At 73.4% G+C, this 21,769-nt stretch carries 24 protein-coding genes; 2 read left to right on the forward strand and 22 right to left on the reverse strand.

Annotated features, from left to right (window positions below; genetic code table 11):
- The first annotated feature begins 48 nt into the window (after positions 1-48).
- On the forward strand, positions 49-675 hold the full coding sequence (locus tag ACQ1X7_RS15595) for a superoxide dismutase family protein (RefSeq protein WP_432479142.1): 627 nt from the start codon (positions 49-51) through the stop codon (positions 673-675).
- Between the two features lie 55 nt (positions 676-730).
- Here the strand turns inward: ACQ1X7_RS15595 and ACQ1X7_RS15600 are convergent, their stop codons facing one another.
- The 5 genes from ACQ1X7_RS15600 to ACQ1X7_RS15620 form a co-directional block, all read right to left on the reverse strand.
- Positions 731-2,032 carry a dihydroorotase gene (locus ACQ1X7_RS15600; protein WP_432479143.1) on the reverse strand — a complete coding sequence of 434 codons (1,302 nt, stop codon included), beginning with the start codon at positions 2,030-2,032 and terminating at the stop codon, positions 731-733.
- The gene (locus tag ACQ1X7_RS15605) at positions 2,029-2,967 is read right to left on the reverse strand and encodes an aspartate carbamoyltransferase catalytic subunit (protein ID WP_432479144.1); all 939 of its coding nucleotides are present in this window, start codon (positions 2,965-2,967) and stop codon (positions 2,029-2,031) included. The genes ACQ1X7_RS15600 and ACQ1X7_RS15605 overlap by 4 nt, the downstream gene beginning before the upstream one ends.
- The gene (gene pyrR / locus ACQ1X7_RS15610; RefSeq protein ID WP_432479145.1) at positions 2,964-3,554 is read right to left on the reverse strand and encodes a bifunctional pyr operon transcriptional regulator/uracil phosphoribosyltransferase PyrR; all 591 of its coding nucleotides are present in this window, start codon (positions 3,552-3,554) and stop codon (positions 2,964-2,966) included. Before pyrR ends, ACQ1X7_RS15605 begins: the two co-directional genes overlap by 4 nt.
- 78 nt (positions 3,555-3,632) lie before the next feature.
- On the reverse strand, positions 3,633-4,853 hold the full coding sequence (locus ACQ1X7_RS15615; protein ID WP_432479146.1) for a MinD/ParA family ATP-binding protein: 1,221 nt from the start codon (positions 4,851-4,853) through the stop codon (positions 3,633-3,635).
- A 71-nt stretch (positions 4,854-4,924) separates the two neighbouring features.
- Positions 4,925-6,283, reverse strand: a complete 1,359-nt coding sequence (locus ACQ1X7_RS15620) for a dihydrolipoyl dehydrogenase family protein (RefSeq protein WP_432479147.1) — start codon at positions 6,281-6,283, stop codon at positions 4,925-4,927.
- 52 nt (positions 6,284-6,335) lie between these two features.
- On the opposite strand from ACQ1X7_RS15620, the gene ACQ1X7_RS15625 reads away from it, so the two are divergent.
- On the forward strand, positions 6,336-7,661 hold the full coding sequence (locus ACQ1X7_RS15625; RefSeq protein WP_432479148.1) for an aminotransferase class V-fold PLP-dependent enzyme: 1,326 nt from the start codon (positions 6,336-6,338) through the stop codon (positions 7,659-7,661).
- A 1-nt stretch (position 7,662) separates the two neighbouring features.
- Here ACQ1X7_RS15625 and ACQ1X7_RS15630 read toward each other — a convergent pair whose 3' ends face one another.
- The 17 genes from ACQ1X7_RS15630 to ACQ1X7_RS15710 form a co-directional block, all read right to left on the reverse strand.
- On the reverse strand, positions 7,663-8,472 hold the full coding sequence (locus ACQ1X7_RS15630; protein ID WP_432479149.1) for a DUF1206 domain-containing protein: 810 nt from the start codon (positions 8,470-8,472) through the stop codon (positions 7,663-7,665).
- A gap of 36 nt (positions 8,473-8,508) precedes the next feature.
- Complete coding sequence (gene nusB / locus ACQ1X7_RS15635) at positions 8,509-8,919, reverse strand: transcription antitermination factor NusB (protein ID WP_432479150.1); 411 nt, start codon at positions 8,917-8,919, stop codon at positions 8,509-8,511.
- A gap of 9 nt (positions 8,920-8,928) precedes the next feature.
- Entirely contained in the window at positions 8,929-9,492 is a 564-nt protein-coding gene (gene efp, locus ACQ1X7_RS15640; RefSeq protein WP_432479151.1) for an elongation factor P, read from the reverse strand.
- Positions 9,493-9,526: 34 nt separating this feature from the next.
- Positions 9,527-10,318 carry an SIMPL domain-containing protein gene (locus ACQ1X7_RS15645; RefSeq protein ID WP_432479152.1) on the reverse strand — a complete coding sequence of 264 codons (792 nt, stop codon included), beginning with the start codon at positions 10,316-10,318 and terminating at the stop codon, positions 9,527-9,529.
- Between the two features lie 57 nt (positions 10,319-10,375).
- The gene (locus ACQ1X7_RS15650) at positions 10,376-10,909 is read right to left on the reverse strand and encodes a COG4315 family predicted lipoprotein (RefSeq protein ID WP_432479153.1); all 534 of its coding nucleotides are present in this window, start codon (positions 10,907-10,909) and stop codon (positions 10,376-10,378) included.
- Between the two features lie 19 nt (positions 10,910-10,928).
- Positions 10,929-11,678, reverse strand: coding sequence for a hypothetical protein (locus ACQ1X7_RS15655; RefSeq protein ID WP_432479154.1), 750 nt, complete (start codon positions 11,676-11,678; stop codon positions 10,929-10,931).
- Between the two features lie 77 nt (positions 11,679-11,755).
- Positions 11,756-12,187: a type II 3-dehydroquinate dehydratase gene (locus ACQ1X7_RS15660; RefSeq protein WP_432479155.1), complete on the reverse strand. Its 432-nt coding sequence runs from the start codon at positions 12,185-12,187 to the stop codon at positions 11,756-11,758.
- Positions 12,184-13,278 carry a 3-dehydroquinate synthase gene (gene aroB, locus ACQ1X7_RS15665; protein ID WP_432479156.1) on the reverse strand — a complete coding sequence of 365 codons (1,095 nt, stop codon included), beginning with the start codon at positions 13,276-13,278 and terminating at the stop codon, positions 12,184-12,186. The genes ACQ1X7_RS15660 and aroB overlap by 4 nt, the downstream gene beginning before the upstream one ends.
- Entirely contained in the window at positions 13,275-13,784 is a 510-nt protein-coding gene (locus tag ACQ1X7_RS15670; RefSeq protein ID WP_432479157.1) for a shikimate kinase, read from the reverse strand. Before ACQ1X7_RS15670 ends, aroB begins: the two co-directional genes overlap by 4 nt.
- The gene (gene aroC, locus ACQ1X7_RS15675; RefSeq protein ID WP_432479158.1) at positions 13,781-14,959 is read right to left on the reverse strand and encodes a chorismate synthase; all 1,179 of its coding nucleotides are present in this window, start codon (positions 14,957-14,959) and stop codon (positions 13,781-13,783) included. The genes ACQ1X7_RS15670 and aroC overlap by 4 nt, the downstream gene beginning before the upstream one ends.
- 41 nt (positions 14,960-15,000) lie before the next feature.
- Entirely contained in the window at positions 15,001-15,774 is a 774-nt protein-coding gene (locus ACQ1X7_RS15680; protein ID WP_432479159.1) for a prepilin peptidase, read from the reverse strand.
- Positions 15,771-16,586 carry a shikimate dehydrogenase gene (locus tag ACQ1X7_RS15685; RefSeq protein WP_432479160.1) on the reverse strand — a complete coding sequence of 272 codons (816 nt, stop codon included), beginning with the start codon at positions 16,584-16,586 and terminating at the stop codon, positions 15,771-15,773. The genes ACQ1X7_RS15680 and ACQ1X7_RS15685 overlap by 4 nt, the downstream gene beginning before the upstream one ends.
- Before the next feature lie 3 nt (positions 16,587-16,589).
- Positions 16,590-17,744: an endolytic transglycosylase MltG gene (mltG, locus tag ACQ1X7_RS15690; protein WP_432479161.1), complete on the reverse strand. Its 1,155-nt coding sequence runs from the start codon at positions 17,742-17,744 to the stop codon at positions 16,590-16,592.
- Positions 17,741-18,199 (reverse strand): Holliday junction resolvase RuvX, encoded by a 459-nt coding sequence (gene ruvX / locus ACQ1X7_RS15695; protein WP_432479162.1) that lies wholly within the window; start codon positions 18,197-18,199, stop codon positions 17,741-17,743. The genes mltG and ruvX overlap by 4 nt, the downstream gene beginning before the upstream one ends.
- A 12-nt stretch (positions 18,200-18,211) precedes the next feature.
- A complete protein-coding gene (alaS, locus tag ACQ1X7_RS15700; protein WP_432479163.1) occupies positions 18,212-20,923 on the reverse strand; it encodes an alanine--tRNA ligase in 2,712 nt (903 codons plus the stop codon).
- Positions 20,923-21,216, reverse strand: coding sequence for a DUF6167 family protein (locus ACQ1X7_RS15705; protein WP_432479164.1), 294 nt, complete (start codon positions 21,214-21,216; stop codon positions 20,923-20,925). Before ACQ1X7_RS15705 ends, alaS begins: the two co-directional genes overlap by 1 nt.
- A complete protein-coding gene (locus ACQ1X7_RS15710) occupies positions 21,213-21,746 on the reverse strand; it encodes a hypothetical protein (protein WP_432479165.1) in 534 nt (177 codons plus the stop codon). The genes ACQ1X7_RS15705 and ACQ1X7_RS15710 overlap by 4 nt, the downstream gene beginning before the upstream one ends.
- Between the last annotated feature and the right edge of the window lie 23 nt (positions 21,747-21,769).

The following is a 21,769-nucleotide window of genomic DNA, read 5'->3' on the forward strand; positions in this document are numbered from 1 at the left end:
GCGACCGCTGCGCCACCCGGACCTGCCAACCGGATGAGGGGGAGCATCATGTCCACAGGTACACGCGCGCGCTGGATCGCCGTCGGAGGAGCCCTGGCGCTGTGCACGGCGGCGGCCGCCACGACGGTCACCGGCGCTGCCGGGAACGTCGACGCCGGCAGCCACGCCGGCCACCACCAGCAGGCCGGTGCCGGCCACGCCGTCCTCCGGGTGACGCTCAAGGGCGTCGACGGGGCGAAGGTCGGCCGGGTCACCCTGACCCAGCACGACGACACGGTGCGGGTGTCAGGCCGCGCCGCGGGGCTGACCCCGGGCTTCCACGGCTTCCACGTCCACGCGATCGGGCTCTGCGAGGCCGACGCGCCGGCCGGTCCGTTCACCACGGCGGGCGGCCACTACACCGGCGGCGCGACCGACCACGGCGACCATGCGGGCGACATGCCGCCGCTGCTGGTGACCGACGACGGCCGGGCCTCCGCGCAGTTCACGACCGACCGGTTCGGCCTGGCCGAGCTGCAGGACGCCGACGGCTCGGCCGTGATGGTCCACGCCGGCCCGGACAACCTGGCCAACATTCCCGATCGCTACTCCACGGCCGGCGTGCCGGGGCCGGACGCGACCACCCTGGCGACCGGTGACGCCGGTGCCCGCGTGGCGTGCGGGGTGATCGACTGAGGGTCGAGCCGGCTCAGTAGCCTCGCGTGCCGGGCGGCGGGCCCGGCCGCCCGTCCTACTGCAGCTTGCCGTCGAGCACCGTCGGCCGGCCACGCAGGAACGTGGCGACCACGCGGCCGGGCAGCTCGCGGCCGGCGTACGGGGTGTTGCGGGAGAGCGAGGCGGAGGCGGAGGCCTCCACCACGCCCCGCGCCGACGGGTCGTAGAGCACCAGGTTGGCCGGGGCGCCCTCGGCGATCGGCCGTCCCTGGTCGGAGACCCGGCCGATCCGGGCCGGCGCCTGCGACATGCGCTCCGCGACACCCGCCCAGTCGAGCAGCCCGGGATCGACCATCGTCTCCTGCACGACCGAGAGGGCGGTCTCGAGGCCGAGCATCCCGAACGCCGCCGCCGCCCACTCGCAGTCCTTGTCCTCGTGGGGGTGCGGGGCGTGGTCGGTGGCGACGACGTCGAGGGTTCCGTCGGCCAGTCCGGCGCGGAGAGCCTCGACGTCGGCGGCGCTGCGGAGCGGCGGGTTGACCTTGTAGATCGGGTCGTACGTCGCGGCGAGCTCGTCGGTGAGCAGCAGGTGGTGGGGGCACACCTCGGCCGTGACGTCCCAGCCCCCCTGCTCCTTCGCCTGAGCCTTGGCCTGACGGACGACCTCGACCGACCCGGCGGTCGAGACGTGGCACACGTGCAGCCGGGAACCGACGTGCGCGGCGAGCAGGCAGTCGCGGGCGATGACCGCCTCCTCGGCGACCGCCGGCCAGCCGGTGAGGCCGAGCCGACCCGAGAGCTCGCCCTCGTTCATCTGGGCGCCCTCGGTCAGCCGCGGCTCCTGGGCGTGCTGGGCGACGACGCCGTCGAACGCCTTGACGTACTCCAGCGCCCGCCGCATCAGCACCGCGTCGCTCACACACTTGCCGTCGTCGGAGAACACCCGCACCCGCGCGGCCGAGTCGGCCATCGCGCCGAGCTCGGCCAGCCGCTCCCCCGCCAGCCCGACGGTGACGGCGCCCACCGGGCGCACGTCGCAGTAGCCGCCCTCGCGGCCGAGCCGCCACACCTGCTCGACGACGCCGGCGGTGTCGGCGACCGGGTCGGTGTTGGCCATCGCGTGCACGGCGGTGAAGCCGCCCATCGCGGCGGCCTGGGTCCCGGACAGCACGGTCTCGGCGTCCTCGCGCCCGGGTTCGCGCAGGTGGGTGTGCAGGTCGACGAGGCCCGGCAGGGCCACCAGCCCGGTCGCGTCGACGACCTCTGCCCCGTCGGCGTCGAGGCCGCTCCCCATCTCGGCGACGATCCCGTCGCGCAGCAGCAGGTCGGTGGGCTCGCCGCCGAGGACGGCCGCGCCCCTGATCAGGTAGGTGGTCACTCGTCGTCGCCTTCCGGGGTGTCGGAGCTGAGGAGCAGGTAGAGCACGGCCATCCGGACGGCGACCCCGTTGGTGACCTGCTCGACGATGACCGAGCGGTCGGAGTCGGCGACGTCCGCGGTGATCTCCATGCCGCGGACCATCGGGCCCGGGTGCATCACGATCGTGTGGTCCTGGAGCGTCGCCATCCGGCGGGCGTCGAGGCCGTAGCGGCGGGAGTACTCGCGCGGGGTAGGGAAGAACCCGCCCTGCATCCGTTCCCGCTGGACCCGCAGCATCATCACGACGTCGGCCTTGGGCAGCACTGCGTCGAGGTCGTACGACGTCTCGACCCCCCAGGTGTCCACGCCCACCGGCAGCAGCGTCGGCGGCGAGATCAGCGTCACCTCCGCGCCGAGCGTCTGCAGCAGCAGCGCGTTGGAGCGCGCCACCCGCGAGTGCAGCACGTCGCCCACGATCGCGACCCGTCGGCCGTCGAGCGCGCCGAGGTGGCGCCACATCGTGAACGCGTCGAGCAGCGCCTGGGTGGGATGCTCGTGGGTGCCGTCGCCGGCGTTCAGCACCGACGCGTGGACCCACCCCGAGTGGGCCAGCCGGTGAGGGGCGCCGGAGGCTCCGTGCCGGACCACCACCGCGTCGGCGCCCATCGCCTCGAGGGTGAGCGCGGTGTCCTTCAGCGACTCCCCCTTCGACAGCGAGGAGCCCTTCGCGGCGAAGTTGATGACGTCCGCCGACAGCCGCTTGGCCGCGGCCTCGAAGGAGATCCGGGTGCGGGTGGAGTCCTCGAAGAACAGGTTGACCACGGTGCGGCCGCGCAGCGCCGGCAGCTTCTTGATCGGGCGGTCGGCCAGGGCCAGCATCTCGGCCGCGGTCTCCAGGACCGTCTGGGCGTCGTCGCGGTCCAGGTCGGCCGCGGACAGCAGGTGGCGCCTCACCGCGTCCCCCTCTCGTCGGAGGTGCCCTCGATCGTGACCGCGTCGGTGCCGTCGGTCTCCGCGACCGTCACCCGCACCCGCTCGACCAGCGAGGTCGGGAGGTTCTTGCCGACGAAGTCGGCCCGGATGGGCAGCTCGCGGTGACCGCGGTCGACCAGCACCGCGAGGCGTACGGCGGCGGGCCGGCCGATCTCGGTGAGCGCGTCGAGGGCCGCCCGGATGGTCCGGCCGGAGAACAGCACGTCGTCGACCAGCACCACGGTGCGGCCGTCGATGCCGTCGGAGGGGATCTCGGTCGGGAGCAGGGTGCGGGCGGGCTTGAGCCGCAGGTCGTCGCGGTACATGGTCACGTCGAGCGACCCGACCGGCACCTCCCGGCCCTCGACGGAGGCGATCCGCTCGGCGACCCGGTGGGCCAGGGGCACGCCGCGGCTCGGGATGCCGAGCAGGACGAGGTCGTCGGCACCCTTGTTGCGCTCGAGGATCTCGTGGGAGATGCGGGTCAGCGCCCGCGCGATGTCGGTCTGGTCGAGGACGGTGCGACCCGGGTCGGGGACCGCCTCGGACTGCGTCTGAGGGGCAGGCATCTGCGCCGCGGACCTCCTTCTCCGCCTCACGGGACGGCTCGTTAAAGGATGTCGATCGCCGGCGACACTACCCCACGATCAGAGCTGTCCCGCCATCGCCGCGCAGGCGCGCACCCAGGCCATCCGGGTGTCGTCGGTCAGCTGCTCGTAGGGGATGACCGAGCCCGGGACCAGGGCGGGGTCGTAGGGCACCCGGAAGACGGCCTTGGTGCGCTGCTCGTAGACGTCGGCCATGTCCTGGGCGAGCTGCTCGTCGACGTGCGAGGACGGCTCCGACATCACCGTGATCGTCTTGTGCTTGAGGTCCTGGTAGCCCGCGTCCTGCAACGCGTCGAGCATCCAGAGCCCGGAGTAGCCGGTGTCCTCGCGCACCGTGGTGGTCACCACCAGCAGGTCGGCCGTCTCGGCGGCGGCGAGCCAGTTCTCGGCCCGCATGTTGTTGCCGGTGTCGACGAGGATCAGCCGGTAGAACCGCTCGAGCAGCTGGTGGACGGCCGTGAAGTCGGTGGCCTTGATGGTGCCGGTGACGTCGGGTCGCTCGTCGGAGGCGAGGACGTCGAAGTGGGCGTCACCCTGGGCGCGGACGAACGCGCCGAGGTCGCCGATCCGCGCCTGGTAGACGTCGTTGAACCGGTCGAGGTCCTCGAGCAGCTCGCGGGTGGTGTTGCCGTGGCCGGACCGGTGGCCGCGGATGCCGAGCGTGCCGCGGGTCTCGTTGTTGTCCCACGCCACCACGCCGCCGCCCCGGATCGTCCCGAACGTGTAGCCGGCGACCAGGACGCTGGTGGTCTTGGCGGCGCCGCCCTTGGGGTTGAGGAAGACGATGGTGCGGGGCCCGTCGAACGCGCGCTGGATCGCCGCACGGTCGCGGGCGTGCTGCTTCTCCTCCGACCCCATCTGCGGGCTGATGGTGCCGCCGCTCCAGCGGTGCACCCTGCCCCGCCAGCCCCACGTCGGCGGCCCGTACCCGGCGCTCTCGGTACGGCGCTCCAGGAAGTCGGTGGCCGACACGAAGCGCGGGACCTCGGGCTCCGGGGCGGGCTCGTCGGCCCACGACGGACGCTCGGGCCCCTCCGGGCCCGCGACCGGCTGCGCCGGCGCAGGAGCGGCCCGCCGAGGCGTCGGGGTCGGGGTCTGGGCGTCGGGCCGGGCCTGGGGCCGGGCGACCGGGGCCGGCTGGGCCGGGGGCTGCGGGGCCGGCTCGGGCGGGGTCAGCGGTCCGTTCAGCGGGTCGTCCGCCGGCGGCAACGGGTCGTGGCGCCGCGCCGGACCCTGACGGGGGGCAGGCATGTGGGACATCAGAGAATCCTCCTGGGACCACCCCGGGGGGCTGGTGGCCTTCCCGGCAGACTACCCAGAAGAGCGGATGTCTACAGGATCGAGGTGACCGCGACGTCCACCGCCCGGTGGAACGTCGGGTACGCGAAGTGCATCGACGCCACCCGCTCCAGGGGCACCTCCGCGTGCACCGCGAGGGCGAGCAACCCCAGCACCTCACCGCCGCTCGGACCCACCGACGTCGCCCCGACGAGCACCCCGCGCTCGGCGTCGGCCACCAGCTTGAGCAGCCCGGCGGCGCCCTGCTGGTGGATCCAGCCCCGGCTCGACTCGGCGAGGTCGGCGTGGCCCACCCGCACGTCGAGGCCGGCGTCGCGGGCCTGCCGCTCGGTCATCCCGACCGCACCCACCTCGGGGTCGGTGAAGGTGACCCGCGTGACCGCCCGGTAGTCGGCGGTGAAGCCCGGCTGCGACAGCACGTCGCGCGCGGCGATCTCGCCCTGGTACATCGACACGTGGGTGAAGGCCCCGTGGCCGGTGATGTCGCCGATCGCCCAGAGCCGGTCGCCGGCCCGCATCCGCTCGTCGGTGTCGACCGCGGACGCCCGGGGGTCCAGGCCGACGGTGTCCAGGCCGATGCCGGGCAGGTTGAGCGAGCGGCCCGCCGCCACGAGGAGCTGGTCGGCCTCCACCGTCCCGCGGTCGGTCGCCAGGCTGAACCGGCCGCCGTCGTGGTCGACCCGCTCGACCTTGAGGCCGAGCTCCACCCGGATCCCCTCCTCGCGGAAGACCGTGCCGACCAGCTCGCTGGTCTCGGGCTCCTCCAGGGCGAGCAGCCGATCGCCCGCCTCCAGCACGGTGACCTCGGACCCGAACCGGGAGAACGCCTGGGCCAGCTCGCAGCCGATCGTCCCGCCGCCGATGACGGCCAAGGAGGCCGGCAGCTCGGTGGCCTTCACGATCTCGCGGTTGGTCCAGTACGGCGTCTCCGCCAGCCCGTCGATCGGGAGCACGGCCGGCGAGGTCCCGACGTTCAGCACCACGCCGCGAGCGCCGACGTACTCGTCGTCGCCGACCCGGACCGTCCCGGGGCCGGTGAGCCGTCCCTCTCCCCGCACGATCCCCACCCCGGCCGCCTCCAGCCGCTCGACGTGGGAGTCGTCGCTCCAGTGGTTGGTCGCCTGCTTGTCGAGCCGGGTCGCCACCGCACCCCAGTCGGGCGTGACCTCCGCGTGGCCGGCGAGGGCATCCACCCGCCGGGCCTCGCCGAGCGCATCGGCGGCGCGGATCATCATCTTCGACGGGATGCAGCCGTAGAACGGACACTCCCCTCCGACGAGGTCGCGCTCGACGCCGACCACCTGCAGCCCCGCCTCGGCGAGCTTCTGGGCGGCGTACTCGCCGCCCGGGCCGAGTCCGAGCACCACCACGTCCACCTCGTGCCGAGTCATGCGGCCACCCTGTCAGCCTCGTCAAGAGTCACCGGCTGGGCGACCATGGCCCATGACCACCACGAGCCGCCGGGCGTTGCTCGGCGTCGGCCTGGCCGGCGGTGCCGGCGCCCTGGCCGGCTGTACCTCCGGGCGGGACCCGGCCCCGGCCGGCGACACCCCCTCCACGTCGGCATCCACCTCGGCGGCCGCGATGCCGGGTCGGGGCGACCTCGACGTCCCGGACTTCGACCCGCGGGACTGGAGCTCGGTCCGCGACCAGTTCCCGCTCCCGACCGACCGGGCCCAGTTCGCGGCGTTCGTGCTCTCCCCGCACACCGCCCAGGTGTCGGCCGCGATCGACCACCACCGGGCCCGCCTCGACACGGACACCGAGGCGGCGCTCCTGGAGGGCCAGGCGCTGGAGGAGGCGGTCCGGCGGGCGGCGGCGTCGTACGCCGGAGGCTCGCCCGGCCAGTTCGCCCTCACCGACAGCACCACGACGGGCATCTCGCTGATGTACGGCGGGCTGGACCTGGCGCCCGGCGACGAGGTGCTCACCACGACCCACGACTTCTACTCGACCGAGGCCGCGCTGCGACTGCTCGCCCTCCGCACCGGCGCCGGGCTGCGGCCCACCACGCTCTACGACGACCCGGCGACGGCCACCGTCGACCAGCTGACCTCGCGGCTGGCGGACGCCGTCACGGATCGCACCAGGGTCGTCGCCGTGACGTGGGTCCACTCCGGCACCGGCGTGCGCCTGCCGATCACCGAGATCGCCGCGGTCGTCGCGGAGGCCAACCGCGACCGGTCGGGGTCCGAGCGGATCCGGTTCTGTGTCGACGGGGTGCACGGCTTCGCGGCGGTCGACGTGGACCTGCCCGACCTCGGCTGCGACTTCCTCGCCGCCGGGACCCACAAGTGGCTCTTCGGTCCGCGCGGGACGGGCGTGCTGTGGGGGCGGGACTGGCAGCCGCTCACCGAGCTGATCCCGACGTTCTCCGGGCCGGGCGAGGCCCAGCGGATGACGCCCGGCGGCTACCACGACTTCGAGCACCGGTGGGCGCTCTCCGAGGCGTTCGCGTTCCACGAGCGGATCGGCCGCGACCGGGTCGTGGCCCGCACCGTCGAGCAGGCGTCCGCGCTCAAGGAGGGGCTCGCCGAGGTCGACGGCATCCGGGTCGTGACCCCGCGCGACCCCGAGGTGTCGGCCGGGATCGTCTGCGTCGACGTCCGCGGGATGCTCCCGGCCGACGCCGTGGCGGCGTTGCGCGAGCAGGGCGTCGTGGCCAGCGCGACGCCGTACCGGCAGTCCTACCTGCGGCTGGGCCCGAGCATCGTCACGAGCCCGGAGGAGGTGGACGCCGCGGTGCAGGCGGTGTCCGGGCTGGTCTGAGTCACCGCGACAGGTACCGGGCGTGGGCGAAGCAGAACAGGCCGAAGCAGCCGATGCCGACGGCCACCGCGCCGAGGACATAGGGGCCGAACGGCTGGTCGAGCACCTCTTGGAGAGCCTGATCCAGCCCGCCGGACTTCCTCGCATCGTGGGTGACCGCGGCATAGCCGAACAGCAGCCCGACCACACCGAGCGCTGTCCCCTTGGCCGCGTAGCCGGCCTTTCCCAACAGCACGACGGCGGTGCCTGTGTCCCCGCTCTCGCCCTGAGCCGTGAGGTCCTCGCGGAACTTCTCGCTCAGTCCCTTCCAGACCAGGTATCCGCCGACCCCGATGATCACGGCACCGGTCAGCCCTACCAGTAGTTGACCCCCCGGGAGTGCCATGACCTTCGCGGTCATCGAGTCGGTGCCGCCGCCCGAGGACCCCGATCCCGTCGCGATGCTGATCGCGGTGACGCCGATGTAGCCGTAGACGAGGGTCTTGCCGACCGAGGCCAGCCGCTTGCGGAGCCGGGTCCGGTCGTCGAGGCCCCGATGGCCGGCGACCGCCTCCCACAGCTGCCAGAGCACCAGCAGCATCATGCCGAGGGCGACCAGCCACACCAGCACCTCCCCGAAAGGCTGCCGGGCGAGCGCACGAACGGCACCGGTGCTGGACGCCGATCCAGCGCCGCCGCCGAACGCCAGCTGCAGCGCCAGCCACCCCACGACGAGGTGGACCAGCCCGTAGGCCACGAGACCGGGGCGGACGGCGTGGTCGACGACGTCGCTGTTCCGGGCGCGCTGCGCTGTGTTCTGGATCTCTCCCATGACGGGAACCCTAGGGCCGACGGGGTCGGCTCCGGTTCACCCGGTCAGGGACTCCTTGTTGCGCAGCAGCGCGCCCAGGACCCCGTTGACGAAGCCCGGCGACTCGTCGGTGGAGAGGTCGCGCACCAGCGCCACGGCCTCGGTCACCGCCACCGGGTCGGGGACGTCGTCGACCCACATCACCTCGAATGCGCCGATCCGCAGCACGTTGCGGTCGACGGCCGGCATCCGCGCCAGCGTCCAGCCCTGGGCGTACGCCGAGAGCAGCTCGTCGATGCGCTCGCGGTGCTCGGCCACCCCGCGGACGAGGAAGTCGGTGTAGTCGTTGGTCGGCCCCTCCCCCTCGGCGACGGCGCGGTCGAGGGCGACCACGGGGTCCTCGCCCCTCAGCTCGGAGGCGAACAACAGGTCGAGGGCCCGCTTGCGGGCCTTGCTCCTGGCAGGCACGCGCCGACGTCAGCCCTTCACGCGGCCGAGGTAGGAGCTGTCGCGGGTGTCGACCTTGACCCGGTCGCCCTGGGTGATGAACAGCGGCACCTGGATCTCGTGGCCGGTCTCGAGCGTGGCCGGCTTGGTCCGGCCGGTGGCCGAGTCGCCGGCGACGCCCGGCTCGGTGAAGGTGATCTCCAGCTCGACCGACGCGGGCAGCTCGATGTAGAGGACGCGGCCCTCGTTGGTGGCCACGATCGCCTCGCCGTTCTCCAGCAGGAAGTTCCTGGCGTCGCCCACGATGGCGGGGTCGACCTCGAGCTGCTCGTAGCTCTGGGTGTCCATGAAGACGTAGGAGGTGCCGTCGTTGTAGAGGTACTGCATCGTCCGCTTGTCGACGCTCGCGACGTCGACCTTCACGTCGGCGTTGAACGTCTTGTCGACGGTCTTGTTGCTCTCGACGTTCTTGAGCTTCGTACGCACGACCGCGCCGCCCTTGCCGGGCTTGTGGTGCTGGAACCACATGACCTGCCAGAGCTGGCCGTCGAGGTTGAGCACCATGCCGTTCTTCAGGTCGTTCGTCGTCGCCATGCGCCCGAGGCTATCCGTCGGCCGGGCCGACCTCCTATTCGAAGGCCCAGAGCACCTCGACCCTGACCTCGAGGTCGTCTCGGCCCGCTCTCACCGGGAGCGAGGCCAGGTCCCGCGAGGCCGCCTTGTACTCGAGGACCGGCTGTGGGCGGGGCGTCCGTCCGCCGCCCAGCTCGCGCAGGCCGAGCACCTCGCCGAGCGTCTGCCCGGTGGCGGCGGCGTACTGCTCGGCCTTGCCGGTGGCGGCCTCGACGGCGGCGTCCCGGGCGCGGTCGAGCGCCGCCTCCGGGTCGGACACCCCGAGCCGGACGTCGGTGACCCGGACCCCGTTGCCACCGGTCTCCACCGCCGTGCTGACCGCCTCGCCCCCGTCGGCGAGCTCGTGCACGGTGACCCGCGCCCGCTGGGTGACCCGGTAGCCGGTGAGCACGGGCGGGCCGTAGGCGGGGTAGTCGTACTCCGGGTACATCTGCAGACCGCTGGTCTGCACGTCGGCCGCGTGCACCCCCTGCTCGCGCAGCGCGGAGAGCACCCTCCGCATGGTGCCGTTCGCCCCGTCGAGCGCGTCGTCGAGGTCCGGCTGCTTCGCCGTCACCGACAGGGTGAACCCGAGCATGTCCGGCACGACCGTGGCCTCCCCCGTGCCGACCATCCGCAGCGTCCGGGCGTCCTCGGTGCCCGACCCCTCCGCCGGCGCGGGGGCCGCCTGCGCCGGCGCCGGGGCACCGTTGCCCGCACCGCCGAGCAGGTACGCCGTGAGCAGTGCGAGCAGCGCCACGGCGGCCACGAGCAGCCCCTTCACGCTCACCGTCACCTTCCGGTCCATGTCGTCCGCCTCTCCTCGATCGGCGATGGGACGACCCCGGGGCCGGTCCGGTTCCCGTCAGGTCGGGAGGGCCCTGCCGTCCGCGCCGACGGCCAGCCAGAGGCCGCCGTTCAGCACGACGTCGTGGCAGAGCACCTCGCCGGGGTCCTCGTGCGCGTAGAAGTACAGCGGCCAGCCGCCGTAGGTGACCTGTCGTGAGCCGTCGCGCCGCTCGACGACGTCCAGCAGGCCCTGGCGGAGTCCCGCCTGCGCGACCGGCTGACCCTTGGTCAGCACGGGCGGCCAGGCCGTCTCGCACTCGCCGTAGCAGGCGGGTCGCCCGTCGGCCTCCGGCTCGAAGAGGTAGATCGCCTGGCCGCGGTCGTCGAACAGCATCTGGCCGAAGGGGCTGTCTCCCAGGGTCACTGCCGTGCCGGGCTTCGCGTCGGGGCGCGGCTTCCGCCGCGTGGGGGACGCGGACGGCTCGTCGGTGGGGGTCGGCGAGGGGGACGAGCTCGTCTCCCCGGCGTCCGGGTCGGCCTCGGGGTCGGACTCCGGCGCACCGCAGGCGGCGACCACCAGGACCAGGACCACCCACGCGGCGCGGCGCATGCCGCCATCGTACGAGGGGCTAGGCCAGCGTGGTCACGTCACCGACCAGCTCGACCACGGCCGCGACGAAGACCACTGCCAGGGCCGCGCGCAGCACCCACGGTCCCACCGGCGAGCCCAGCACGCGGTGGCCGACGGCCGTGCGGTCGACGAGCCGCAACCCGACCAGGCCGATCGCCAGCGCCGCGACCAGCGGGAGCAGCGGGAACACCACGAGCCAGGCCGCCAGGCCCGCCACGACCAGCGGCGTGGGCACCGGGCGGGCCAGCAGCCACTCCGAGACCGCGCTGAGGACCGCCACGAAGACGATCGGCAGCAGCACGAAGAGCCCGATGGCGAGCCACAGCGGCTCGAGCAGCCGGAAGTCGACGCCGTCGACGTGGACGAGCTGCGACCCGACCACCAGGCCCGCGCCCACCGACACCGAGAGCAGCCGGAACCACGCGGGGCCGATCCGGAGGCCGCGGACCGCGGCGTACAGCCCGGCGCCGAGCAGGCCGAGGGGCGTCCCGGCCAGGAAGAGCAGGTTCAGCGACCCGCTGAGGGTGAACTGCCCCATCACGAAGCCGTCGTCGCTGGTCACCCCCGTGGCCACCGGGTTGAGGATCGCGAGCAGCAGCATCGCCAGCCGCGACAGCACCCCGACGACGAACCAGCCGGCCAGCACGCCGACGGCCGAGATCGTCCCCAGGGTCCGCGCGCCCGCGACCAGCTCGTCGCGCACCCAGTGGCCCGTCTGCTCCGGCCCTGGCGCCGTCGTCACCGTCATGCCTCGTCCCCCTGTCGTGCGGGCAGCAGTGTGGCAGCACCCGGCCCCGGCGTCGAGGAAGCCCGCCGCCCGCGCTGTCAGGACGAGCGGGAGACGATCTCGAGGGCCTGCCGGTAGCCGTCGATCCCCTGGCCGGCGACGGTAGCCAGGGCGTGCGGCTCGACGTGGGAGGTGTGCCGGAACTCCTCGGGGCGCTGCTTGGGGTCGGAGATGTGCACCTCGACGAGGGGCCCGGTGAGCTGGGCGCAGGCGTCGTAGAGGGCCAGCGAGTAGTGCGTCCACGCGGCGGCGTTGAGGACCACTGGCACCGAGAGGTCGGCGGCCTCGTTGAGCCAGTCGAGCATCTCGCCCTCGTGGTTGGTCTGCCGGGTCTCGACCTCGAGGCCGAGCTCGTGGCCCCAGCGCCCGCACAGCTCCGCGAGCTCGTCGTGGGTCGTGGTGCCGTAGATCTCGGGCTGCCGACGCCCGAGCCGACCCAGGTTCGGCCCGTTCAGCACCCACACCCTCATGCCGCTCCTCCTCCGATGCGTTCCCAGGCCGCCCGCAGCTGGTCGTCGGTCGGCTCCAGCACGACCGCCCGACCCAGGCCCTCGAGCGCGACGAAGCGGATCTGCGACCCGCGCGCCTTCTTGTCCACCCGCATCGTCGCCAACAGCTCCTCGAACCCGGCGGCGGCGTACGTCGTCGGCAGCCCGACCCGCTGCAGCACCTGGCGGTGCCGCTCGACGGTCGTGGGGTCCAGGAGCCCGGCGAGGCCGGCCAGCTCGGCGGCATAGACGCAGCCGATGGCGACCGCGTCGCCGTGCCGCATCCGGTAGCCCTCGGCCCGCTCGACGGCGTGGGCGAGCGTGTGGCCGTAGTTGAGCAGCTCGCGGCCGACCCCGTCGCCGGCGCCGGTCTCCCGGAGGTCGCCGACGACCACGTCGACCTTCACCCGGACCGCACGTTCGACCAGCTCGCGCAGCACCGCCGAGCCGGGGGTCAGCGCCTCGGGGTCGGTCTCCTCCACCAGCTCCAGGATCCGCGGGTCGGCGATGAAGCCGCACTTGATGACCTCGGCCAGCCCGGCGACCAGGTCGGCCCGTGGCAGCGTGTCGAGGGTCGCCAGGTCGCAGAGCACGCCGGCGGGCTCGTGGAAGGCCCCGACGAGGTTCTTGCCGGAGGAGGTGTTGATGCCCGTCTTCCCGCCGACGGCCGCGTCGACCATGCCGAGGAGCGTGGTCGGGACGTGCACGACCGCGACGCCGCGCAGCCAGGTGGCGGCGACGAACCCACCGAGGTCGGTCACCGCGCCGCCACCGAAGGTCACCACGGCGTCGGAGCGGGTGAACCCCCGCTCCCCCAGCGCCTCCCAGCAGTCGTTGGCCACCGGCGCGGTCTTGGCGGCCTCGCCGTCGGGCAGCCCGAGGGCGAGCACGTCGTGGTGGGCGACCAGCGAGTCGACGAGCGGCTGGGCCAGCTCGGCCTGCTGGTCGGAGTAGAGGACGGCGACCCGCTGCACCCGGTCGCCCAGCAGGCCGGGGAGGCGGTCGGCCAGGTCCCGGCCCACCACCACGTCGTACGGCGACGCGCCGCCGACGTGGATGACGGTCGCGGTCATGACGCCTCCAGCAGGCGGCGGACGTCGGCCGCGACCTCGTCGGGGGTCCGGCCGTCGGTGTCGACGACGTGGGTCGCCACCGACTCGTAGATCGGGGTCCGCTCGTCGAGCAGCGTCTTGATCCGGGCGCGGACGTTGCCGAGCAGCAGCGGGCGGCCGGAGCCGAGCCCCACCCGCTTCACCGCGTCGGACAGCCCGACCCGCAGGAACACCACCGTGCGGCCGGCCAGGGCCTCCCGGGTCTTCTCGTCGAGCACCGCGCCGCCGCCGAGCGCGAGCACGCCCTCGTGGGTGGCCAGGGCCTCGGCCACGGCCGCCGCCTCGATCGCCCGGAACCTCTCCTCGCCGTCGTCGACGAAGATCTCGCCGATGCTGCGGCCCTCGCCGGCGACGATGTCGGCGTCGGTGTCGCGCACCGGGACGCCCCATGCATCGGCCACCAGGCCCGCGATCGTGGTCTTGCCCGCGCCCATGGGTCCGACCAGCACCAGCCGGGGGCCGGTCACCTGAACCTCAGGGTGTCGAGGTAGGACTCCGCGTTGCGGCGGGTCTCCATGACCGAGTCACCGCCGAACTTCTCGACCACCGCGTCGGCCAGCACCAGCGCGACCATCGCCTCGGCCACGATGCCGGCGGCCGGGACGGCACACACGTCGGAGCGCTGGTGGTGGGCCGTGGCCTCCTCGCCGGTGGCCACGTCGACGGTCCGCAGGGCACGAGGGACGGTCGCGATCGGCTTCATGGCGGCCCGGACCCGCAGCACCTCGCCGGTCGACATCCCGCCCTCGGTGCCGCCCGAGCGGCCCGACGTACGGCGCAGGCCCTCCTCGGACCGCACGATCTCGTCGTGCGCCTCCGAGCCCGGCGTCGCGGCCAGCTCGAACCCGTCGCCCACCTCGACGCCCTTGATCGCCTGGATGCCCATCAGCGCACCGGCCAGCCGGGAGTCGAGCCGACGGTCCCAGTGGACGTGGGAGCCGAGACCCGGGGGCAGTCCGTGCACGACCACCTCGACGACCCCGCCGAGGGTGTCACCGTCCTTCTGCGCGCGGTCGATGCGGGCCACCATCTCGGCGCTGGCCTCCGGGTCGACGCAGCGCACCGGGTCGGCGTCGAGCCGCTCGACGTCGTCGGGACCGGGAACCATGCCGGACGGGGCGGGCACGCCACCCAGCTCGACGACGTGGGAGACCACGCGCGCGCCGACCGACTGCTCGAGGAAGTTGGTCGCCACCCGTCCCAGCGCCACCCGGGCGGCGGTCTCGCGGGCCGACGCGCGCTCGAGGACCGGGCGGGCCTCGTCGAAGGCGTACTTCTGCATGCCGACCAGGTCGGCGTGCCCGGGCCGGGGCCGGGTCAGCGCGGCGTTGCGGGCGAGCCCCTCGAGCACGGCGGGGTCCACCGGGTCGGCCGCCATCACCTGCTCCCACTTCGGCCACTCGGTGTTGCCGATCTGGATCGCCACCGGTCCACCCTGGGTGCGCCCGTGGCGCACGCCGCCGACCATGGTGACCTCGTCCTGCTCGAACTTCATGCGGGCGCCGCGGCCGTAGCCCAGCCGGCGGCGGGCCAGCGCGTCGACGAGGTCGTCGGAGGTGATCGCGACGTGGGCGGGCAGCCCCTCGAGGATCGCGACCAGGGAGGGGCCGTGGGACTCACCCGCGGTCAGCCAGCGCAGCATGGCGGAAGTCTGTCATGGGGCGGGACGGGGGCCGGACGGCGTCAGCCCCACGCGAGATAGGACGCGATCCACGGGCCGGTGACCACGCCGACGAGGGCGCCGAGGAGCATGAAGGGGCCGAAGGGGAACGCCGTCCGCAGCAGTCGGCGGTCGCGACGCACGATCGCGAGCAGCACGCCGGGCAGCCCGAACACGAGGAACCCGGCGTACATGCCGGTCAGCAGCTCGGCCCAGCCCAGGTGTCCGAGGCCGACGCCCAGCAGCGCCGCCAGCCGGACGTCGCCGAAGCCCATGCCGGCGGAGTGGATGAACCACAGCACCCAGAAGAAGCTGCGCGCGACGACCAGGCCCAACAGCGCCCGCACCAGGTCGTCGGTCTGCTGGGTGACCGCCCAGCCCACCACGACGGCCACCAGCGCGTACGCCGTCGCGGGGAGCACCAGCCGGGTGGGCAGCAGCTTGGTGTGCCAGTCGATGAACGACAGGGCCACGCACACCGGGACCAGCGGCACCAGCACGACGAGCCACCAGTCGGGTCCGACCGAGGCGCCGATGATCGCCCCGGCGACGGCGCCGGCCAGGGCGGAGCGCCAGCCGAGGCCGGGCCGGGTCGCGAGCTCGGCGTACGGGATCTTCGGCGGCTCCGGGTCGGCCTCGGGCTCCTCGGCAGGATCCCCGTCGCCCTCGTCCTCCTCAGGCTGCTCGGACGCGGTGTCCCGCGGGACGGGCTCGGGCAGCCGGCCCACCAGCCACGGGACGAGGAACCCGCCGAGACCGGCTGCCGCCGCGCACGCGACCGGCAGCAGCCAGGTCACCGGGCACCCCGCGACAACGCGGCCTCGCCGGCGCCGCGCATCTCCGCCAACGGTGCCGGCACGCCGGTGAACAGCACGAACTGCTCGGCGGCCTGGTGGACCAGCAGGTCCAGCCCGGACACCAGCACCCGGCCGCCGACGGCAGCCGCGACCGGGGTGGGCCACGGGTCGTAGCGGACCTCGAACACGACGGGGACGTCACGGCACCGCGCCACCAGGTCCGGGGTCTGCGCCTCGGCGGGCACCGTGGACACGACGACGTCGCCGATCACCGGCCCGTCGAGGTCCCCGACGCTCACCACGGGCAGGGCCGGGTGGTGGCGGACCAGGGCGGCGGTCGCCGCCGCCCGCTCCGGGGAGCGCACCAGCAGCCTGACCTCGCGGGCCCCCAGGTCACACATCGCCAGCGCCGCGGAGGCCGCGGTGGCACCACCGCCCAGGACGGTGACCGACCTCACCGGCCCGTCCCAGCGCTCCCGGACCGCGGCTGCGGCCCCGGGGAGGTCGGTGTTGTCGGCCAGCCAGCCGTCGGCCCGGCGCACGAGCGTGTTGGCCGAGCCCGCCGTCCGCGCCCGGTCGGTCACCGGCTCCCCCAGCGCCAGCGCCTCCCGCTTCAGCGGCATGGTGACCGACAGCCCGCGCCAGTCAGCACCGAGACCCGCCACGAACCGGGCGAGCCCGCCGCTCGGGACCCGCACCGCGTCGTAGCTCCAGTCCAGCCCCACCGAGGTGTACGCCGCCCGGTGGAGGGTCGGGGACAGCGAGTGGCCGATGGGATCACCCACGACGGCGCAGTGCAGGGCCGCAGGCATCGCTCAGCAGGCGCCCTGCGACTCGGTGGCGCAGTACTCGCGCAGCTCGTCCTTGTAGGTCAGGAACTCGTCGTAGGTCTCGGCGAACTTCGTCTCCCCGGTGCGGAGGTTCACCGTCACGTAGTAGTACCAGTCGCCGTCCGTGGGGTCGGCCGCCGCGGCGATCGCCGCATCGCCCGGCGCCTCGATCGGACCGGGTGGCAGCCCGCGGTTCTGGTAGGTGTTGTAGGGCGAGTCGATCTCGAGGTCCTCGGTGGTCGGCACCGCACCGAGGTCGTTGTCGGCGGCGTAGTTGACGGTCGCGTCGATCTGCAGCAGGCCGTCGGTCTCGTCGCCGGTGAGCCGGTTGTAGATCACCCGGGCGACCTTGCCGCGGTCCTCCTCCCGCGCCGCCTCGGACTCCACCAGGCTGGCGACCGTCATCAGCTCGTGCGGCGTGTAGCCGAGCTCCTCGGCCCGGGCCTCCAGGTCGGACTCCTCCGCCGACTGCCGCCACCGGTCGACCATCGCGGTCAGGATCGTGGTCGGCGTCTCCTGCGGCCCGAAGTCGTACGTCGAGGGGAACAGGTAGCCCTCGGCCTCACCCTCCGCATAGTCGGGCAGTCCGAGCTTGGCAGGGTTGTCGAGCACCTTCTGGTACTGCTCGACGGAGAAGTCGGTCTTCTTGGCGAGGATCGGGAGGATGTCGTCGACCCGCAGCCCCTCGGGCACGGTGACGGTGTTCTTGAGGATGTTCTCGGGGTCGAGCAGCACCTCGAGGGCATCCTCCGCGGGCAGCTCCTTCTGCATCTTGTAGAAGCCGACCTGGATGGTGGTCGACTCCGGGTCGGCCTCGGCCGCGTTGATGAACGCCTCCACCGATGCGACCACGCCCTCGTCCTTCAGGCCGCGACCCATCGCGGCGATCGAGTCACCCTCCTCGACCTCGAAGAAGACCTTGCCCGTGCCGGGCCCGGGGTAGTCGGCCGGATCGGCGAACTGGTCACGGATGAAGTCGACGCCACGGTTGATGCCGAACCAGAGGCCGCCCACGACGACGGCGAGTGCCACCAGCACGGCCAGGCAGCCCGGGATGCTGCGTCCCCGGCGCTTCTTGCGCCGGCGGCCACCCTCGGGTCGCATGTCCCTGAGTGGGGACTCGGTCAGCTCGTCACTCATCCATCCCTCTCGACGGGTTCCCCGGGGGGCACACCCGTGGTGCGTTCGGTGTCCAGTGCGTGCTGAAGAATCAGCACCGCGGCCGCTTGGTCGACGACCCCCCGACGCTGCTGGCCCTTCTTCCCCCGGTCGCGCAGCATAGCCTCCGCCGAAACCGTGGTCAGACGTTCGTCGACCAGGCGTACCGGGACGGGCGCGACGCGCTCGGCCAGCCGGGCGGCGTACTCCCGCACCTTCACGGCCGCGGGGCCCTCGCCGCCGGAGAGCGACCGAGGGAGGCCGACGACGACCTCGACCACGTCCTCCTCCGCCACCAGCCGAGCCAGGCGGCGCAGGTCGCCCTGCCCGCGGCGCAGGGTCTGGACCGGGGTCGCGAGGAAGCCGGTGGGGTCGCTGCGGGCCACCCCCACCCGGGTGTCCCCGGGATCGATTCCGAGACGTACGCCGTGGCGCATCAGGCCGGCGTCCTAGGCGCCGAGGGCGCGGCCGACCTCGGAGCCGACCAGGGCGAGGGCCTCGTCGACGCGCGACGCGTCGCTGCCGCCGCCCTGGGCCAGGTCGTCCTTGCCTCCTCCTCGGCCGCCCACCAGCGGGCCGATCGTCCCGACGAGCGCGTTGGCGCTGAGGCCTCGCTCGCGGGCCGCGTCGTTGACGGCGGCCACGACCGACACCTTGTCGTCGGCGGTCCCGATCACGACCACCACCCCGGGCTGACCGGCGGGGAGTCGACCGCGGACGTCGAGCGCCAGCTGGCGCACGTCGCCACCGCCGGCGCCGTCGGCCCGGTGGGCCACCACCCTGGCGCCTGCGACGTCGGCCGCCCGGTCGGCGATCTCGGCGCCGGTGCCGAGCAGCTGCTGCACGCGGACCTTCTCGATCTCCTTCTCGGCGGCCCGGAGCCGATCGACGATGTCGTGGACCCGCTCGGGCAGCTGCTCGGAGGGGACCTTGAGCGCCTCGGACAGCTGGGCGACCAGGACGTGCTCGCGCGCGAGGAACCGGTAGGCGTCGTTGCCGACCAGGGCCTCCACGCGTCGTACGCCGGAGCCGATCGACGACTCGCCCAGCAGCTTGATCACCCCGAGCTGTCCGGAGCGGGGGGCGTGGGTGCCGCCGCAGAGCTCGCGCGCCCAGTCGCCGACGGAGATCACGCGCACCTCGTCGCCGTACTTCTCACCGAACAGCGCCATCGCGCCGGACTTCACCGCCTCCTCCTGGGTCATGATCTCGGCGTGCACGGCCAGGTCGTCGAGCACCAGGTCGTTGACCCGCGCCTCCACGTCGGCCATCACCGACGCGGGCACCGCGCCGGTCGCCGAGAAGTCGAAGCGGAACCGGCCGGGGCTGTTCTCCGACCCGGCCTGGGTGGCGGTGTCGCCGAGGGCCTCGCGAAAGGCCTTGTGGACCATGTGGGTCGCCGTGTGCGAGCGGGAGATCGAACGGCGCCGCGCGACGTCGACCACCGAGTGGGCGTCGACGCCCAGGGTGACCTCACCGGACACCACCACGGCCTGGTGCACGATCAGGCCGGTGATGGGCGACTGCACGTCGCGCACCTCGACCCGGGCGCCGTTGCCGAGCTCGATGACCCCCTGGTCGGCGAGCTGCCCGCCGCCCTCGGCGTAGAACGGCGTCCGGTCCAGGACCAGCTCGATCTCGTCGCCCTCACGGGCGGACTCGACAGTCCCGGACGGGGTGACGATGCCGCGGACCGACCCCTCGGTCACGACCTCGCCGTAGCCGGTGAACTCCACCGGCCGGCCCAGACCGTCGGCGACCTCCCGGTAGGCGGTGGCGTCACGGTGCTGGCCCTTCTTGGCGCGGGCGTCGGCCTTGGCGCGGTCGCGCTGCTCGGTCATCAGCCGGCGGAAGCCCTCCTCGTCGACGCTCAGGCCCTGCTCGCCGGCCATCTCGAGGGTGAGGTCGATGGGGAAGCCGTAGGTGTCGTGCAGGCTGAAGGCCTTGGCGCCGGACAGCTGCGAGCCGCCGGACTGCTTCACCTCGGTGGTGGCGAGGTCGAAGATCGCGGTGCCGGCGCGCAGGGTCTGCCGGAAGGCGTCCTCCTCGGCGTACGCCACGGCGGAGATGCGGTCCCAGTCGCGGTGCAGGTCGGTGTAGGTCTCCGCCATCTTGTCGCGGGAGATCGGCAGCAGCTCCGGCAGCGCCCGGTCCTCGTAGCCGAGCAGCCGCATCGAGCGGACCGCCCGCCGCAGCAGCCGGCGCAGCACGTAGCCGCGGGCCTCGTTGCCGGGCGTGACGCCGTCGCTGATCAGCATCATCGAGGAGCGCACGTGGTCGGCGACGACACGGAACCGGACGTCGTCGGTGTGGCCCTGCTCGCCGCCGGCGCCGTAGCGCCGTCCGGTCAGCTCCATCGCCTTCTCGATCACGGGGAACATGACGTCGATCTCGTACATGTTCTGCCGGCCCTGGAGCAGGTACGCCACCCGCTCGAGGCCCATGCCGGTGTCGATGTTCTTCTTCGGCAGCGAGCCGGCGATGTCGAAGTCCTCCTTCGACCGCACCGCCGACAGCTCGTCCTGCATGAACACCAGGTTCCAGATCTCGAGGTAACGGTCCTCGAGCGCGGGGTCCATGGCCGTCCCCATGGCCTCCCAGTCGGCCTCCGGACCGTGGGCGGGACCCCGGTCGTAGAGGATCTCCGAGCACGGGCCGCCGGGTCCGGGCACGCCCATCGACCAGTAGTTCTCCTTGGGACCGAGCTTGACGATGCGGTGCTCGGGGAACCCGGTCACCTTCTGCCACAGCTCGAGCGCCTCGTCGTCCCCGGCGAGCACCGACGGGTAGAGCCGGTCCTCGGCCAGGCCGAAGCCCCCGTCCTCGATCGACCGGGTGACCAGGTCCCAGCCGAGCTCGATGGCCCCCTCCTTGAAGTAGTCGCCGAAGGAGAAGTTCCCGCACATCTCGAAGAACGTGCCGTGCCGGGTGGTCTTGCCGACGTCCTCGATGTCGGGTGTGCGGACACACTTCTGGACGCTCACCGCGCGGTCGTACGGTGGCGTCTCCTGCCCCAGGAAGTAGGGCTTGAAGGGCACCATGCCGGCGTTGACGAACAGCAGGTTGGGGTCGTCGAGCAGCAGCGACGCCGACGGCACCGCCGTGTGGCCGGCCCGTTCGAAGTGGGCCGTGAACCGGCGTCGGATCTCGGCGGTGTCCATCAGCGGGTGCTCTCCTTCGACTCTTCCGGTGGTTGAGGAGGGCGCGCAGCGCCCGTCTCGAAACCCAGCTCGGGTACTCCATGGGGCACGACCGCGAACCGCTCGCGCAACTCGGTTTCCCGGTCGGACGCCGCCTGGGCGACCTCGTCGCGGAACAGCCGCGCGCCGAGGAACAGGGCGCTCACCCGGTCGTGCAGCCCCTCGGCGGTGAACGCCTCGGCGGCCCGACGCCCGCGGACCATGCCGTAGACGCCGGCCCCGGCGCCCGCCAGGAACCAGAGTCCTCGTCTCATGCGGTCTCCCGCAGGTCGTCGTCCCCCACGTCGGCCCGCCGCCGGGCCTGCCACTCGCGGTAGGCCTCACGTTGCTCTGCCCGACGCTGCTTGCGCGCCCGCTTGACCTCGCGCCGCATCTCGAAACGGATCCGGTTGCGGGTCTCGGCGTCCAGCGCCCGGCGTACGCCGTGGGCCAGCGAGCCGAGCCGGATCACGCTCTCGCGCAGGAGGTGGTCGGCGAAGACCGCGCGCTCCAGCTGGGCCGGAGGTTCCGGAGGAGGGCGCTCTGCGCCCGTCTCGAAGGACTCGACCTCCGGAGAGGGATCACCGACCCGGGTGATGGTGTACTCGCGCTCGTCGGGCACTGGCGTGCGCTCGGGCCCGGCACGGTCGTGCTCGAGCCGGTCGAGCCGGGCTCGCAGCTCGGCCGCCTCGGTGTGGGCGGCCTCGATGTCGCGGGCCGTACGACGCCGCAGCCGCGCGAGCGCGACCAGCAGGACCAGCGCCACCAGCGCGAGCCCCACGAGCGCCGACCACTCCCACGTCATGGGGAACGACCCTATCGGTCCGG

It is taken from the genome of Nocardioides sp. GXQ0305, from assembly GCF_050880345.1.
Classification (GTDB): Bacteria; Actinomycetota; Actinomycetes; order Propionibacteriales; family Nocardioidaceae; genus Nocardioides.